The sequence below is a fragment of the Nocardioides sp. R-C-SC26 genome (assembly GCF_021246465.1).
Lineage (GTDB): Bacteria > Actinomycetota > Actinomycetes > Propionibacteriales > Nocardioidaceae > Nocardioides.
Genome location: NZ_JAHRHK010000001.1, coordinates 13817 through 28604 on the forward strand (window position 1 = coordinate 13817; position 14788 = coordinate 28604).

Annotated in this window: 15 protein-coding genes; 10 read left to right on the forward strand and 5 right to left on the reverse strand. The window is 68.8% G+C overall.

Annotation, left to right across the window (positions count from 1 at the left end):
- Positions 1-20 precede the first annotated feature (20 nt).
- Positions 21-1031, forward strand: coding sequence for an aldo/keto reductase family protein (locus KSO97_RS00070; RefSeq protein WP_232675739.1), 1011 nt, complete (start codon positions 21-23; stop codon positions 1029-1031).
- Between the two features lie 35 nt (positions 1032-1066).
- On the opposite strand, the gene KSO97_RS00075 is transcribed toward KSO97_RS00070, so the two are convergent.
- Entirely contained in the window at positions 1067-1618 is a 552-nt protein-coding gene (locus KSO97_RS00075) for a DUF3043 domain-containing protein (RefSeq protein ID WP_232675740.1), read from the reverse strand.
- Between the two features lie 130 nt (positions 1619-1748).
- Here KSO97_RS00075 and KSO97_RS00080 point away from each other — a divergent pair, with 130 nt between their 5' ends.
- On the forward strand, positions 1749-2909 hold the full coding sequence (locus KSO97_RS00080) for an ATP-binding protein (protein WP_232675741.1): 1161 nt from the start codon (positions 1749-1751) through the stop codon (positions 2907-2909).
- 15 nt (positions 2910-2924) lie between these two features.
- Here the strand turns inward: KSO97_RS00080 and nadA are convergent, their stop codons facing one another.
- Positions 2925-4100: a quinolinate synthase NadA gene (nadA, locus tag KSO97_RS00085; protein ID WP_232675742.1), complete on the reverse strand. Its 1176-nt coding sequence runs from the start codon at positions 4098-4100 to the stop codon at positions 2925-2927.
- Between the two features lie 500 nt (positions 4101-4600).
- Between nadA and KSO97_RS00090 the strand changes: the two genes are divergently transcribed.
- Both KSO97_RS00090 and erpA read left to right on the forward strand, forming a co-directional pair.
- Positions 4601-5686: a glycerate kinase gene (locus KSO97_RS00090; protein ID WP_232675743.1), complete on the forward strand. Its 1086-nt coding sequence runs from the start codon at positions 4601-4603 to the stop codon at positions 5684-5686.
- A 134-nt stretch (positions 5687-5820) separates the two neighbouring features.
- A complete protein-coding gene (gene erpA, locus KSO97_RS00095; protein WP_232675744.1) occupies positions 5821-6183 on the forward strand; it encodes an iron-sulfur cluster insertion protein ErpA in 363 nt (120 codons plus the stop codon).
- Positions 6184-6342: 159 nt separating this feature from the next.
- Here erpA and KSO97_RS00100 read toward each other — a convergent pair whose 3' ends face one another.
- Positions 6343-6561, reverse strand: coding sequence for a hypothetical protein (locus KSO97_RS00100; protein WP_232675745.1), 219 nt, complete (start codon positions 6559-6561; stop codon positions 6343-6345).
- A 129-nt stretch (positions 6562-6690) separates the two neighbouring features.
- On the opposite strand from KSO97_RS00100, the gene KSO97_RS00105 reads away from it, so the two are divergent.
- Complete coding sequence (locus KSO97_RS00105; RefSeq protein WP_232675746.1) at positions 6691-7665, forward strand: carbohydrate kinase family protein; 975 nt, start codon at positions 6691-6693, stop codon at positions 7663-7665.
- Positions 7666-7682: 17 nt separating this feature from the next.
- Here the strand turns inward: KSO97_RS00105 and KSO97_RS00110 are convergent, their stop codons facing one another.
- Together KSO97_RS00110 and KSO97_RS00115 are read right to left on the reverse strand one after the other, a co-directional pair.
- On the reverse strand, positions 7683-7907 hold the full coding sequence (locus KSO97_RS00110; RefSeq protein WP_232675747.1) for a sulfurtransferase TusA family protein: 225 nt from the start codon (positions 7905-7907) through the stop codon (positions 7683-7685).
- A complete protein-coding gene (locus KSO97_RS00115; RefSeq protein ID WP_232675748.1) occupies positions 7904-9010 on the reverse strand; it encodes an aminotransferase class V-fold PLP-dependent enzyme in 1107 nt (368 codons plus the stop codon). The genes KSO97_RS00110 and KSO97_RS00115 overlap by 4 nt, the downstream gene beginning before the upstream one ends.
- Before the next feature lie 241 nt (positions 9011-9251).
- Here KSO97_RS00115 and coxB point away from each other — a divergent pair, with 241 nt between their 5' ends.
- The 5 genes from coxB (at position 9252) to KSO97_RS00140 (ending at position 14765) form a co-directional block, all read left to right on the forward strand.
- Positions 9252-10139, forward strand: coding sequence for a cytochrome c oxidase subunit II (coxB, locus tag KSO97_RS00120; RefSeq protein WP_232675749.1), 888 nt, complete (start codon positions 9252-9254; stop codon positions 10137-10139).
- A 71-nt stretch (positions 10140-10210) separates the two neighbouring features.
- On the forward strand, positions 10211-11896 hold the full coding sequence (gene ctaD, locus KSO97_RS00125; RefSeq protein WP_232676095.1) for a cytochrome c oxidase subunit I: 1686 nt from the start codon (positions 10211-10213) through the stop codon (positions 11894-11896).
- Positions 11896-12318 (forward strand): cytochrome c oxidase subunit 4, encoded by a 423-nt coding sequence (locus KSO97_RS00130; protein WP_232675750.1) that lies wholly within the window; start codon positions 11896-11898, stop codon positions 12316-12318. Before ctaD ends, KSO97_RS00130 begins: the two co-directional genes overlap by 1 nt.
- Positions 12319-12581: 263 nt before the next feature.
- Positions 12582-13682 (forward strand): Ig-like domain-containing protein, encoded by a 1101-nt coding sequence (locus KSO97_RS00135; RefSeq protein WP_232675751.1) that lies wholly within the window; start codon positions 12582-12584, stop codon positions 13680-13682.
- 126 nt (positions 13683-13808) lie between these two features.
- Positions 13809-14765, forward strand: coding sequence for a hypothetical protein (locus KSO97_RS00140; RefSeq protein WP_232675752.1), 957 nt, complete (start codon positions 13809-13811; stop codon positions 14763-14765).
- Positions 14766-14788: the final 23 nt, after the last annotated feature.

Genomic DNA, 14788 nt, shown 5'->3' on the forward strand with positions numbered 1-14788 from the left:
CGGACACTACTGTCGTAGGCATGGAGTTTCGTAACCTCGGCGCGAGCGGCCTCCGGGTCTCGGCCATCTCATACGGCAACTGGCTCACCCACGGCTCCCAGGTCGAGGAGGACGCCGCCACAGCCTGCGTGCGCCGCGCACTCGACGAGGGCATCACCACGTTCGACACCGCGGACGTCTACGCGAACACGGCTGCCGAGAGCGTGCTCGGTCGGGCTCTGGCCGGAGAACGTCGCGAGGGGCTGGAGATCTTCACCAAGGTCTTTTGGCCCACGGGCCCGGGCCACCACAACGACCACGGCCTCTCCCGCAAGCACATCATGGAGTCGATCGACGGTTCCTTGAAGCGTCTGGGCACCGACTACGTCGATCTCTACCAGGCCCACCGCTACGACCACGAGACGCCGCTGGAGGAGACGATGCTCGCCTTCGCCGACGTCGTGCGGTCGGGCAAGGCGCTCTACATCGGCGTCTCGGAGTGGCGTGCGGAGGAGATCCGCGCGGCGGCGGCCCTGGCGCGGGAGTTGCGTGTTCCGTTGATCTCGAACCAGCCGCAGTACAGCATGCTCTGGCGCGTCATCGAGTCTGAGGTCGTGCCCGCGTGCGAGGAGCTCGGCCTCGGTCAGATCGTCTGGTCGCCGATCGCCCAGGGCGTCCTCACCGGGAAGTACCTGCCCGGACAGGCGCCCCCGGAGGGCTCGCGAGCCACCGATGCCAAGGGTGGGGCCGACATGATCTCCCGGTGGCTCAAGGACGACGTTCTCGAGCGGGTGCAGCGACTCGCTCCGATCGCGAAGCAGGCGGGCCTGACCCAGGCTCAGCTGGCGGTCGCCTGGACCCTGCAGAACCCGAACGTCTCCTCGGCGATCATCGGCGCCTCGCGGCCCGAGCAGGTCAGCGACAACGTCAAGGCCGCCGGCGTCCGGCTCGATGCGGATCTGCTCGCCGCCATCGACGAGGTGCTCGACGGCGTCGTCACCGACGACCCGGGCAAGACCCAGTCGCCGCGACGCTCGGAGATGTTCGACTGATCGCAGGGTCGCGGGACCTACCGCTGGGCGGGCGCTCAGCGGTAGGTGTCGGGCAGGGCCTCGCCGATCTTGACCCGTGCCTTGGGCAGCCGCATGAACTTCATCTGCATCGACCGGGTGACCGCGTAGTACGTGGTGCCCTTCAGCGGCTCATCGGGGAAGCGCTCCGCGAGCTGGCGTCGCATGCGCCTGCGCATGAGGACCAAATCGATGATCAGCACCACGAAGAGCGGGATCACCAGGGTCGGCAAGAACAACGAGACGATCATCAGCGGAATGACGACCTCGGCGAAGGAGAACCGGCTGTCGACGAAGTCGCGGATGAAGCGCCGCGCCGGGCCCTTGTCGCGGGGGAGCAGGTAGCGCTCATCGCCGGTCTTCATCGCGTCGCGCACCTTGCGGCTGTGCTCCGACCGCAGTTCGCGCTGGCGGGCGGCGAGCTCCTTGCGGGTGCGCGGAGTCTTGGCGCGCGCCTTCGCTGCCGCCTCGGCCTCCTTGCGTGTGGGGGTCGGGCGACCTTTCCCGCCCTCCTTCGCCGGCATGTCAGAGGCGTTGCTGGTGGACTCGGACTTGTTGCGACGGAACACGCGGCGCTGCTTTCGGCGATCGGGAGTAGTGCAGACGGATGACGGAACCGCAGCCTACCGACCCGATCCGGACGTCGAGCCGGCCTGCCACAATCGGCACGGCCGAGAGGCACGAGGAGGATGCGCACCGATGACCCCGACCACCGAACCGCGCCGCCGCAGAGCGGGGATCGACCGGTACGGCGTGCTCGAAGGCCCGCCCCGGCCCGAGCTCAGCGCCATCGTGGAACTCGCCGCTCGGGTGTGCGACACGCCGAAGGCCGTCATCACAGTGCACACCGAGCACGACCAGCACCACATCGCGGCGTTCGGGATGGAGCCGGAGATCTGCCGACGCGAGGACTCGATCTGCTCCTACGTCCTCGACGAGGACTCACCGGTCGTGATCCCCGACCTCACGTTGGATTCGCGCTTCCACGACCACCCGATCGTCACCGGCGAGATCGGCGAGGTGCGGTTCTATGCCTCGCATCGTCTCGTCACGCCCACCGACGTCGTGATCGGCACGCTGTGCGTGTTCGCCGACGAGCCGCGCGAGCTCGACGACGACCAGGTCCTGGCTCTCTCGACGCTGGCCGAACGCATCGTCGACGTCTTGGAGCTGGCACTGACCTCCGACGAGCTGGCCTCCTCCAACGAGCGGCTGGCGACCTTCGCAGGCAGAGTCAGCCACGACCTGAAGTCGCCGCTGACCAGCATCTCGATGTCGTTGGAGCTGCTTCAGGAGCAGCTGGCCGACGTTCCCGACGGAGCGGCGATCGCCAGCCTGGTCGAGCGCGCCATCCGAGGCTCGCGCCGGATGGCCGACCTCATCGACGACGCGCTGGCCTACGCGAGTCTCGGTGGGCGCGTGACGCGGACCCAGGTCGATCTCGACGCGATCGTGGACGACGTCCTGGTCGACGTTGCCGGCTCGGTCGGCGACGCCGAGATCTCGCGCGGCTACCTACCCGAGGTGACGGGCGACCCCCAGCAGCTGCGGTCGGTGCTGCAGAACCTTCTCGACAACGCGGCCAAGTACGGTGCCGGCGACCGACGTCTGGCGCTGCGGATCGATGCCGAGAAGGTCGAGGGGGCCTGGCGGATCACCGTCGCCGACAACGGCCCGGGCATCCCGGTGGAGGCGCGTGCCCGCGTCTTCCAGCCGCGGGTGCGCCTCCACGACGACTCCCGCGGGCTCGGGATCGGACTCGACACCGTCCGCCGTGTCGTCGAGGCGCACGGCGGCGCCATCGGCGTCACCGAGACGCCGGGCGGCGGGGCGACGGTCTGGTTCGACCTGCCCGCCTGACCTGGGCCCGACTCGTCAGTCGCGAGCGGTCTTCCCCGGTAGGTCGAGCATCCGCTGGAGCGCCACAAGCGCCTCGCGCTCGGTGTCGGGGTCGACCTCGATCCGGTTCACCACGATGCCGTCGACCAGGCTCTCCAGCGCCCAGACCAGGTGCGGGAGGTCGATGCGGTTCATCGTCGAGCAGTAGCAGACATCGCGGTCGAGGAAGACGATCCTCTTGTCCGGGTGCGCCGTCGCCAGCCGCTGAACCAGGTTCAGCTCGGTACCGATCGCCCATGAGCTGCCGGGCTCTGCCGCCTCGATCGTGTTGATGATGAATTCCGTGGACCCCACGTAGTCGGCCTTCAACACGACCTCGTGCTGGCACTCGGGGTGCACCAGGATGTTGATCTCGGGAGTCGCGGCACGGAGCTCGTCGACGACGTCAGGGGAGAACCGCCCGTGCACCGAGCAGTGGCCCTTCCACAGGATCATCCGGGCGTTCTGGAGCTCCTCGACTGTCAGTCCTCCGCCGGGCAGCAGCGGGTTCCACACCACGCAGTCCTCGAGGGAGTACCCCAGCTGCAGGACCGCCGTGTTGCGCCCCAGGTGTTGGTCGGGCAGGAAGAGCACCTTGGTGTCGGGTCCCTTCTGCTCGAAGGCCCACTCCAGAGCGACCTCGGCATTGGAGGAGGTGCACACGGCGCCGCCGTTGCGGCCGCAGAACGCCTTGATGTCGGCGGAGGAGTTCATGTACGTCACGGGCACCACGACGTCCTGCAGCCCGGCTTCGGCGAGTGCGGCCCAGGCCTTCTCGACCTGGAAGAGGCGAGCCATGTCGGCCATCGAGCAACCCGCCGCGAGGTCGGGCAGGATCACCTGCTGATCAGGGCCGGTGAGGATGTCGGCCGACTCGGCCATGAAGTGCACGCCGCAGAACACGACGAACTCGGCGTCCGGCCGTGCCGCGGCGTCGCGGGCGAGCTTGAAGGAGTCGCCGGTGACGTCGGCGAACTGGATGACCTCGTCGCGCTGGTAGTGGTGCCCGAGCACGAACACGCGCTCGCCGAGGGCGTCCTTGGCGGCCCGCGCACGGGCGACGAGATCGGGGTCGGAGGCCGCCGGCAGGTCTCCGGGGCAGTCGACACCACGCTCCGACGCGCGGTCGACGCCGCGCCCGAGGGGGAGGAGGGGAAGGTCGACGGTCGTCATGACTGGATCGTATTCTCCGCGTCGTCGGGGTCGCAGGACCGGTGCGTGCGCAGGACCTGTCTCGATCGGCTATCGGGGCCAGAGGTGCGCCCCGCGCCGTTCTCACAGCAGTGCACCATGGTGAACGTAGAGCGATGGCGCCGGCATTCCCCCTACGGCGAGTGTTCTCTGGACATCGAGTGACAGACCGGCTCGCATCGCGACATCGACAGCCCACCAGTTGGCCGAGGTGACGTGGCCGATCGTGAACGGCTCCTCCCCGGCCAGCGCGAGACACGCGAGGAGCAGCCGCGCGGCGGCGCCTCGTCCTCGCCCGCGAGCTGGAGGGTCTCGGTGCCTCGTTCGGGCGATCGGAAGGCGGGTTCCTTCGTCTAACGGTGGTCGACGTCGAGGAACGCATCAGCGGTGATCTCCTCGGCCGCCGGCACGTCGTCCGTGGTCATCGGGCGGATCCGGACCTCGCTCACGCCTCCATCGTGCCGGTCGGCCACCATAGGCGTATGCGAGTCCTGGTCGCCCCCGACAAGTTCGCCGGAACGCTCACCGCCGTGGAGGCCGCTGAGGCGATCGCGGCCGGATGGCGCCGACATGCCCCTGGCGACACCGTCGATCTCGCTCCGATGTCGGACGGCGGACCCGGCTTCGTCGACGTGCTGCACGCGGCCCTCGGCGGCGAGATCCAGGTGGCGACGGTCGCCGGCCCGGACGGGGTGAGTGTGCCTGCGTCCTTCCTGCTCGTAGGGGAGACCGCCTACGTCGAGAGCTCCCAGGCGTGCGGCCTGCACCTGCTCGGCTCCACCCCGACCGACGCCGCGACGACGTTGGGCGTCGGTTCGATGCTGCGCCACGCCGTCGAGTCGGGCGCACGACGAGTAGTGGTCGGCCTCGGAGGCAGCGGCACCACCGACGGTGGAGCGGGGCTGCTCGCAGGGCTCGGCGCCGAGGGCGATCGCGACCTGACGGCGGGTGCGCAGGGCCTCCGAGGCCTTACCCGTGTCGACCTGGCACCGGCTGCTGCGATCCTTGATGGCATCGAGGTGGTCATCGCGAGCGATGTCGACAATCCGCTCACGGGGCTGTTCGGTGCCGCCAAGACCTATGGCCCGCAGAAGGGCTTGCTCGAGGAGCGCATCGCCGAGGTCGACGCACTCCTTGAGCAGTACGCCACGGTGGTCGATCGACGGCTCTCGTTGGAGAAGGGTGCCGGTGCTGCCGGCGGGCTCGGCTTCGCGCTGCTGGCGCTCGGGGCGCGCCGTGAGCCCGGCATCGGCCTGGTGACCGAGGCGGTGGGGCTGGTCGAGCGTGCGCGGGCGTCGGATCTGGTCATCACGGGCGAAGGCGCTTTCGACTTCTCGAGCCGCTCCGGAAAGGTGCCCTACGGCGTCGCCGAGGTCGCGGCGCAGGCGGTTCGCCCGTGCATCGCTCTGGCCGGCCAGGTGCTGGTGGGATCCCGGGAGATGCGTGCACTCGGCGTGGAATCGGCCTATGCGATGGTCGACCTCGCCGGTCACGAGCGTGCGTTCGCGGAACCTGGCGTCGTCCTGTCGGAACTGGCCGAGCGCGCCGCACGCACCTGGTCCAGGTAGGGGCGTTCCGGTGTCGCGACACGTCGGCGGGCAGTGCTGCTCATCCGGAACTCGCCGGGCATCGGAATACCCACGCGTGTGCGACGATTGAGACTCATACGTTCCGTTTCCCCGCTGACTTTGGGAGTCACTCCATGACTGAGCAGGTCGAGACCACGACCGAGCGTCGCACCGACCAGATCAACCTGTCGCCGGTGGCGGCAGCCAAGGTCAAGAGCCTGTTGGAGCAGGAGGGTCGCGACGACCTCCAGTTGCGCATCTCCGTGCAGCCCGGTGGCTGCAGCGGTCTGCGTTACCAGCTGTTCTTCGACGAGCGCACCCTCGACGGTGACGTCGTCACCGACTTCGACGGCGTGGCCGTCGTCGTCGACCGGATGAGCGTGCCGTACCTCAACGGTGCCGAGATCGACTTCGTCGACAGCATCGAGAAGCAGGGCTTCACCATCGACAACCCGAACGCCACGGGTTCGTGCGCGTGCGGTGACTCCTTCCACTGATCGAGGCCGAGGCACGACGTCGCGAAGCGCGTCGAAACCCGATGGGCCGACGGTTCACCTGAGCCGACGAGCTCACCAGAGCGATGACGAAGGGCCCCGCCGATGGCGGGGCCCTTCGTCATCGCCCGGCTGCGTGAGCCGGTGGTTCGGTGGACCCGGTCAGTCGCCGTAGATCGCCGCGACGAGGTGCGCTGTCGCGGCACTGACCTGGATGGTCGGCTTGCCGCGCTCCGCGGGCTGGTCGTCGAAGTGCAGGCTCGGCGGGGCCGTGCTGATCCGCTCGATCGCGCGCTGCAGTGCGCCGTCGAGCGAGCGGCAGTCGGCGCGCATCTCCTCGGGCGTCGCCAGGTCGTCGTAGGCGGAGGTGTGCGGCGTCATGCTCTCGACGCTAAGGGCTACTGACGCGTAGACCCAGCGTCCTCAGGTGAACTACCGGTGGGTAACCCGAGGGTGCCGAGAGTCGACCGGGAATCGGCGAGCGCGGACGCCGTCAGTAGGGTGCGCGCCATGCCTCTGCTGATCGCCGGGTCCATCGCCACCGACCACCTGATGACCTTCGACGGGCGGTTCGCCGACTCCCTCGTCGTCGACCAGCTCGACAAGCTCTCGGTGTCCTTCCTGGTGCAGGACCTGGAGATCCGTCGGGGCGGGGTCGCCCCGAACATGTGCTTCGGGCTCGGGCGTCTCGGGCTGCGTCCGGTGCTCGTGGGTGCGGCCGGTGAGGACTTCGGCGACTACCGCTCCTGGCTGGAGCGCCACGGCGTCGACTGCGCGTCGGTGCACATCTCCGACTCCAAGCACACCGCGCGCTTCGTCTGCACCACCGATGCGACGATGGCGCAGTTCGCGTCCTTCTACCCCGGCGCCATGAGCGAGGCGCGGCTGATCGAGCTGGGCCCGATCGTGGCCCGCGTCGGCGAGCCCGACTACGTCCTGGTCGGTGCCGACGACCCCGACGCGATGCGTCGCCACACGCAGGAGTGCCGCCAGCGCGGCTATCGCTTCATCGCCGACTGCTCTCAGCAGCTCGCCTTCGGCGACGGCGACCTGATCCGCGACCTGATCGACGGCGCCTCGATCCTCTTCTCCAACGAGTACGAGTCCCACATGATCGAGCAGAAGACGGGGTGGTCGGCCGAGGAGGTCCTGGACCGTGTCGGCATCCAGGTCACCACGCTCGGCAAGGACGGCGTGCGCGTGCTGCGCGCGGGGGAGGACCCGATCGAGGTGGCGGCCGCCCGCGACGTCACCGCGGTCGAGCCCACCGGCGTCGGCGACGCCTTCCGGGCCGGATTCCTGGCCTCGCTGGCCTGGGGACAGTCGTTGGAGCGCGCCGCGCAGGTCGGCTGCGTGCTCGCCGCCTACGTGGTCGAGACCGTGGGCACCCAGGAGTACACCTTCACCGCCGCGCAGTTCGTCGCGCGGGTCGAGGCCTCCTACGGCGCGGAGGCGGCCGCCGAGGTCGCCGAGCACCTGCGCTGATACGCCGCTCCCATCGCTCAGGCGAGACGTCGCACGAGGTAGCGCGGCACGCCGTCGTCGGCCGCGTCCTCGCCGACGTACTCGTGCTGCTTCATCCGACACCACGCCGGCACGTCGTAGCGCGCGGCAGCGTCGTCGGCCACCACGGCGACCACGTCGCCGACGGGGACGTCGCCGATGTGGCGCGCCAACGCGATGATCGGCGCGGGACAGACCATCGACCGGCAGTCGAGCTCGATCACGAGCGCACCTCGGCGAGCGCCTCGGGCAGGGCGGCGCAGAACCGGTCGACGTCCGCGTCGGTCGTGGATCGACCGACCGAGACCCGCACGTTCCCGTGAGTGAGGGCCCCCATGGCGGCGAGGACGTGCGAGGGCTCGAGCGTCGACGTGGTGCACGCCGACCCGCTGGCGACACCGAAACCGCGGCGGTTCAAGGCGCTCACGATGGCCTCGCCGTTGACGTAGAGGCAGGAGAACGTGGCCAGGTGCGGCAGCCGTAGCTCGGGGTCGCCGACCACCTCGCTGTCGGGGAGCGCGGCTGCGGCCGAGCGGATGCGCTCGATCTGGGCGTGCTGGCGCCGATTGGTCTCCTCGCGTTCGGCGCACACGGCCTGCAACGCCGCCGCTGCGGCGAGGGCGGCGGGCACGTTCTCGAACCCGGTCGTGCGGTGGTCGACGCGGTCGTCGGTGGGGAACGGCGACTGCCAGGCCGCTCCGTGACGCACCACCAGGACCCCGACGCCGGCCGGCCCGCCCCATTTGTGCGCGGACCCGGCGAGGGCCGACCAGCGCCGGGGGAGCGGTAGGCGTCCCATCGAGGCGCACGCGTCGACGAACAGCGGCAGGTCGTCGGGGAGGTCCAGTTCGTCGACCGGTTGCAGGGTCGCGACCTCGTGGTTCGCCGTCTGCACGGCGACCACGGTGCACTCCTCCTCCACAGCACGCGCGAGCGCGTCCTCGGCGTCGATGCGTCCCTGGGCGTCGACGCCGAGCAGGACCGACTCGCCCCACCAGTCCGCCGCATGGCGGACGGCGGCATGCTCCACCGAGGTCAGGGCGATGCGACGTCGGGGGCTGGATGCGGCCGAGGCGAGCCCGAGCAGTCCGCGGTGCACCGCCTCGGTGCCGGACGCGACGAAGGAGATCTCGTCGGCGCGCACGTCGAGGCACTCGGCGACCACGGCCCGGGCGTTGTCGAGCATCAGCCGCGCGTCACGGGCGACGTCGTGCAGCCGACGGGGATCGGCGAAGCCGCGGTCGAGTGCGGCGAGGAACATCTCTCGCGCGGCCGGGTGGAGGGGCTCGGACGACGCGACGTCGAGGTAGTGCGCGCGTGCGGTCACGGTGGGAATCTACTGACTGACCCATGCGGTGATCCGCGATCGGGCCGATGTCGGACGGCGCCCGAGCGTGCACCGGGACGACGCCGCCTCCACAGCCCCGTCCCGCGGAATCACTTCACCGGGGCGTCCGTACGGCGAGGGCATCCTCTGAGGTAGCAGCGGCCCACCCCGACGCGATGCGGGGGCGCGTCTCCGCTACTGTTCGGCCTACATGTGACCGCCTGAGAGGAAGGCTCAAACCTTGAGTCTGCGACTCCCCGAGCGCCCGGCTGGAGCGGCGCGGCGACTGCGCCGCCTGATGCTGGCCAGCGCGTTGGGCTCCAGCCTGATCGTCCTAGGTGCGTGCGGCTCCGACTCGGAGCTCGAGCGCCTCGGTATGCCGAAGCCCGTGACCGTCGAGGGCGAGCACACCCTCGACCTGTGGCAGGGCGCGTGGATCGCCGCTCTCGTCACCGGTGTGATCGTGTGGGGCCTGATCTTCTACGCGATCTGGCGCTTCCGCCGTCGCCACGAGGACGAGATCCCGGTCCAGACGCGGTACAACCTGCCGCTCGAGATCTTCTACACGGTCTTCCCCATCATCATGGTGATCGTCTTCTTCGACCACACGATCCGGGTGCAGAACCTGGTGCTGAACGACGAGAACGTCGCGGTGGACAACACCGTCTACGTCGTGGGCCAGAAGTGGCAGTGGACGTTCAACTACCCCGAGGCCGTCGATGGTGAGAACGTCTTCGCCATCGGCGCAGGCAACGACATCCCCACCTTGGTGATCCCGGTCGACCAGACCACGCGGTTCGAGCTGCGCAGCCCCGATGTCATCCACGACTTCGGTGTGCCCGGCTTCCTCATCAAGATGGACGTGATGCCGGGTCAGCCGAACCACTTCCAGGTCACGCCGAAGGAACTGGGTACCTACGCCGGCAAGTGCTACGAGCTCTGCGGCGCCTACCACTCGCGGATGCTCTTCAACGTCACGGTCGTGACGCAGGAGGAGTACGAGGCCTACCTCGAGCGGCAGGCTGCCGCCGGGTTCACCTCCGAGAAGCCGATCTGCGGCCCGACCTACGCCGAGGCGCAGGTCGGCCTGGATCCCGATGACGTCGACGTCGAGGAGGTCTGCGAGTGAACGCCGCGAGCACCGCCACAGATACCGCTGTTCCGGGTCGCAAGCCGCTCGGAGAGCAGGTCGTCCGGTTGATGACGACGACCGATCACAAGCTGATCGGCAAGCTGTACCTGATCACCTCGTTCGCCTGGTTCCTCGTCGGCGGTCTGATGGCTCTGGTCATCCGCTCCGAGCTGGCCTTCCCGGGCAGCCAGGTGGTCAACGACGAGCTCTACAACCAGCTCTTCACCATGCACGGCACGATCATGCTGCTGCTGTTCGCGACGCCGTTGTTCTTCGGCTTCGCCAACGTGATCATGCCGTTGCAGATCGGTGCTCCCGACGTCGCGTTCCCGCGTCTGAACATGTTCAGTTACTGGCTGTTCCTGTTCGGTGGTCTGATCGCCGCCTCGGGCTTCCTGACCCCGGGCGGCGCGGCCTCCTTCGGCTGGTTCGCCTACGTCCCGCTCTCCGACGCGGTGAACTCCCCGGGCGTCGGTGGCGACCTGTGGATCATGGGTCTGTGGATGGCCGGACTGGGCTCGATCCTGGGTGCGGTCAACTTCATCACCACCATCATCTGCATGCGCGCGCCCGGCATGACGATGTTCCGGATGCCGCTGTTCGTGTGGAACACGCTGATCACCAGCCTCCTGGTGCTCGTGGCGTTCCCGATCCTCGCCGGCGCGCTGCTCTCCCTCGAGGCCGACCGCCAGCTCGGCGCCCACGTCTTCGACAGCGCCCACGGCGGCGCGATCCTGTGGCAGCACCTGTTCTGGTTCTTCGGTCACCCCGAGGTCTACATCATCGCCCTGCCGTTCTTCGGCATCGTGACCGAGATCCTCCCGGTCTTCAGCCGCAAGCCGATCTTCGGCTACATCGGCCTGGTCGGGGCGACCCTCGGCATCGCGATCCTCTCGGTGGCGGTGTGGGCCCACCACATGTTCGTCACCGGCGCGGTGAACCTGCCGTTCTTCTCGGGCATGACCTTCCTGATCGCGGTCCCGACAGGCGTGAAGTTCTTCAACTGGATCGGGACCATGTGGGGCGGGTCCATATCGTTCGACACACCGATGCTGTGGTCGATCGGCTTCTTGACCACGTTCCTCTTCGGTGGTCTGACCGGCATCATCCTGGCCAGCCCCCCGCTCGACTTCGCCGTCTCCGACTCCTACTTCGTGGTGGCGCACTTCCACTACGTGGTGTTCGGAACCGTCGTGTTCGCCATGTTCGCCGGGTTCTACTTCTGGTGGCCGAAGATGACCGGGCGGATGCTCGACGAGCGGCTCGGCAAGGTCCACTTCTGGCTGCTGTTCATCGGCTTCCACACCACGTTCCTGGTCCAGCACTGGCTCGGCGTGGAGGGCATGCCGCGTCGGTACGCCGACTACCTGGCCTCGGATGGCTGGGATCTGCTCAACCAGATCTCGACCGTCGGTGCGTTCCTGCTGAGCCTGTCGATGATCCCGTTCTTCTACAACGTCTACGTCTCGCGGAAGAACCCCGTTGTGACCGTCGACGACCCGTGGGGCTGGGGACGCTCGCTGGAGTGGGCCACGTCCTGCCCGCCGCCGCGTCACAACTTCCACCGCCTTCCGCGTATCCGCTCGGAGTCGCCGGCGTTCGACCTGCACCACCCCGAGATCGCCGCGATCGAGCTCGACGACAACCCGGCGGCACGCGACGGGCGGTTCGCCGACGCTCCGGACATGGAGGGTCGCGACACGCTCATCAAGGAGCGTCTGGCCACCGACACTGAGAAGGACGGTGACTCCTGATGAAGGCCGAGACCTGGATGTTCGGGGTGTGCACGATCTTCCTCGTGCTGGTCACCCCCGCGTACTGGTTCGTCACCGACAGCGACGACCACGGCACGACCGGCGACTGGACGGGCACCTCCGCCCTGGTCATGACCGGGCTGCTGACCTTGATGGTCACCATCTACCTGGGTTTCCAGGCCAAGCGGATGGACGACCGTCCCGAGGACCGCAACGACGGCGAGATCGTCGACGGCGCCGGCGAGCTCGGCTTCTTCCCGCCGTACTCGTGGTGGCCGCTGTGGTGCGCGCTCACGCTCGGCGTGATGGTCTTCGGCGTCGCGGCGGGCGCTTGGTGGATGTTCATCATCGGCACGGTGCTCGGCGCCATCGCCACGAGCGGTCTGGTGTTCGAGTACTACCGAGGTGAGCACGCTCACTGACGCCCCCGCGTCCGCGATTCCTTGCTGCGCTGGTTGCTCCGGTTACCCTGGAGCAACCAGCGCAGCTCTCGTTCCGCCCCTCAGCGGCGGCTCGTCGACGCGCTTCGATCCCGGGGGTGTCCGTGAAGTCCGTCTGCTCGCCTGTGCGCCGCACGACCGCCGTGCTCGCCGTCGCTGTTTCGATGACGCTGTTGGGTGCGTGCTCCTCTGGCCCGGGTTCGGACGGGGGTGACGGCCCTGGCCGTACGACATCGAGCGACGGGGTGATCGCCACCCCCGATGACAGCGACTCCGCGGCGGCGGACGAGACCGTGGTGGCGTTGAACATCGAGAGGCGCCGCAACGTACCCGTGTCCACGGTGCTGGAGGTCGCCGCGAGCGGCGGAGCGCTGCGCAGCGTGCAGGTCAGCTCTCCGGAGGGCGATCTCGCAGGCGCGATCTCCGACGACGAGTCGTCGTGGACGGCCGGGGACCGGCTCGAGCCCGGCACGAAGTACACGGTGCGCACCGTCGCCGAGGGCGACGCCGGCACGTCCCGCTCGACGACGACCTTCTGGACCCAGGCGCTGACCCTCGACGAGCAGACGTACCCGTCCGTGGCTCCCCTCGACGGGGAGACGGTCGGCATCGGCATGCCCGTGGTGGTCACCTTCGACCTCCCCGTGCGCGACCAGGCCGCGTTCGAGGAGCAGATGACGGTGACCTCGACGCCGTCCCAGAAGGGCGCGTGGCACTGGCTGAGCGCCACGGAGGCGCACTACCGCCCCGCGACGTACTGGAAGCCCGGCACCGAGGTCGACGTCGCGATCGACGTCAACGGGCTGGACGCGGGGAACGGCATCTACGGCCAGGAGAACCGCGACATCTCCTTCGACGTCGGGAAGGCCCACATCTACCGTGTGAACGCCGAGACCCACCAGATGAAGGTGTTCGAGAACGGGAAGCTCCTGCGCACCTTCCCGATCACCACCGGCAAGCCCGGCTTCACGACCCGCTCCGGCGTGAAGGTCATCATGGAGAAGTTCGAGTCGCGCCGGATGAACTCCGAGACGGTCGGGATCCCTGCGGGCAGCTCGGAGTCCTACGACATCGACAACGTCCAGTGGGCCATGCGGCTGACGAACTCCGGGGAGTTCATCCACGCCGCCCCGTGGTCGGTCGGCTCCCAGGGAAGCGCCAACGTCTCCCACGGCTGCACCGGCATGAGCACGGCCGACGCCGGCTGGCTGTACGCGATGAGTCGCCGCGGCGACGTCGTCGAGTACACCGGCACGGATCGCCCGATGGAGTTCGACAACGGCTACGGCGACTGGAACATGTCCTTCGCCCGCTACGCCCGCGGCTCCGCGCTGGTCTCGCGTTGACCCGTCTCCAGGTAAAGACGGCTCAACCGTCCCGTTGACGTTGACCCGTCTCCAGGTAGAGACGGGTCAACGCCGTGCTGTGGAGAGACGCGGCGACGGCGGTGGCTTCTGGCCGATCCTCACCGGATGGCACGTGCATGGACCCAGACCGCGCTCGACGAGCTGTTCGAGCGCCTTCCGACCGATCGTCCCTTCACGTCCGCGATGGCGCTGCACGTCGGTGTTCCCGCGCACCGCGTCCATGAGTGGGTCGAGGCGCGCCGACTTCGAGCCCTGCTGCGTGGCGTGTACGCCGTCCGTGGGTTGCCTGATTCGCTCGAGACCCGGTGGGCGGCCGTTCGGACCGTCGTGCCGGCCGACTGTGTCGTGACGGATCGGACCGCAGCCTGGCTCCACGGGGCCCCGATGACCGCCGTGCCTGGCGAGCAGGACGCGGCGCCGCTGGTCTGCGTGTTCGCTCCGCCGGGACGACGTCTGCGCAACGGACTGACGAGGAGTGGGGAGAGGCGCCTCGCGGCCGAGGACGTCGTTCACGTCGGTGGTGTTCAGGTGACCACGCCGTTGCGAACCGCCTGCGACCTGCTGCGCCAGGGGCATCGCGACCAGGCGCTCGGTGTGACGGACATGCTCGCGGGGTGCGCCGGTTTGAGCGCACGGCGCATCGAGGCAGAGCTCGGTCGGTTCAAGCGGTATCGGGGGATCGTCCAGGCGCGGGCGCTCGCTCCCGTGGTCGACGGTCGCTCGGGATCACCGAGCGAGAGCGTGATGCGCTTGAGATGGCACGACGCCGGTCTGCCGCGGCCCGAGTGCCAGGTCGAGGTCGAGTCGCCGGTCGGGAGCTACTACATCGACGTCGGGCTGCCGGGTGAGAGGTTCGGCGCCGAGTACTTCGGTGCCGAGTTCCATCATGAGTCGACGGCTCACCACGACGAGACCCGTCTCGCCTGGATACGGGACGTACTCGGGTGGACCCTGCCGGTGTTGCGTCGCGTCAACGTGCACGGACGCCAGCAGGACGCCGAGTTCGTGCTGAGGGCTGCCTGGCGCGACCATCGGGCGCGGCACGCCCGCACCATCGTCTGATGGTTGACCCGTCTTCATCTGAA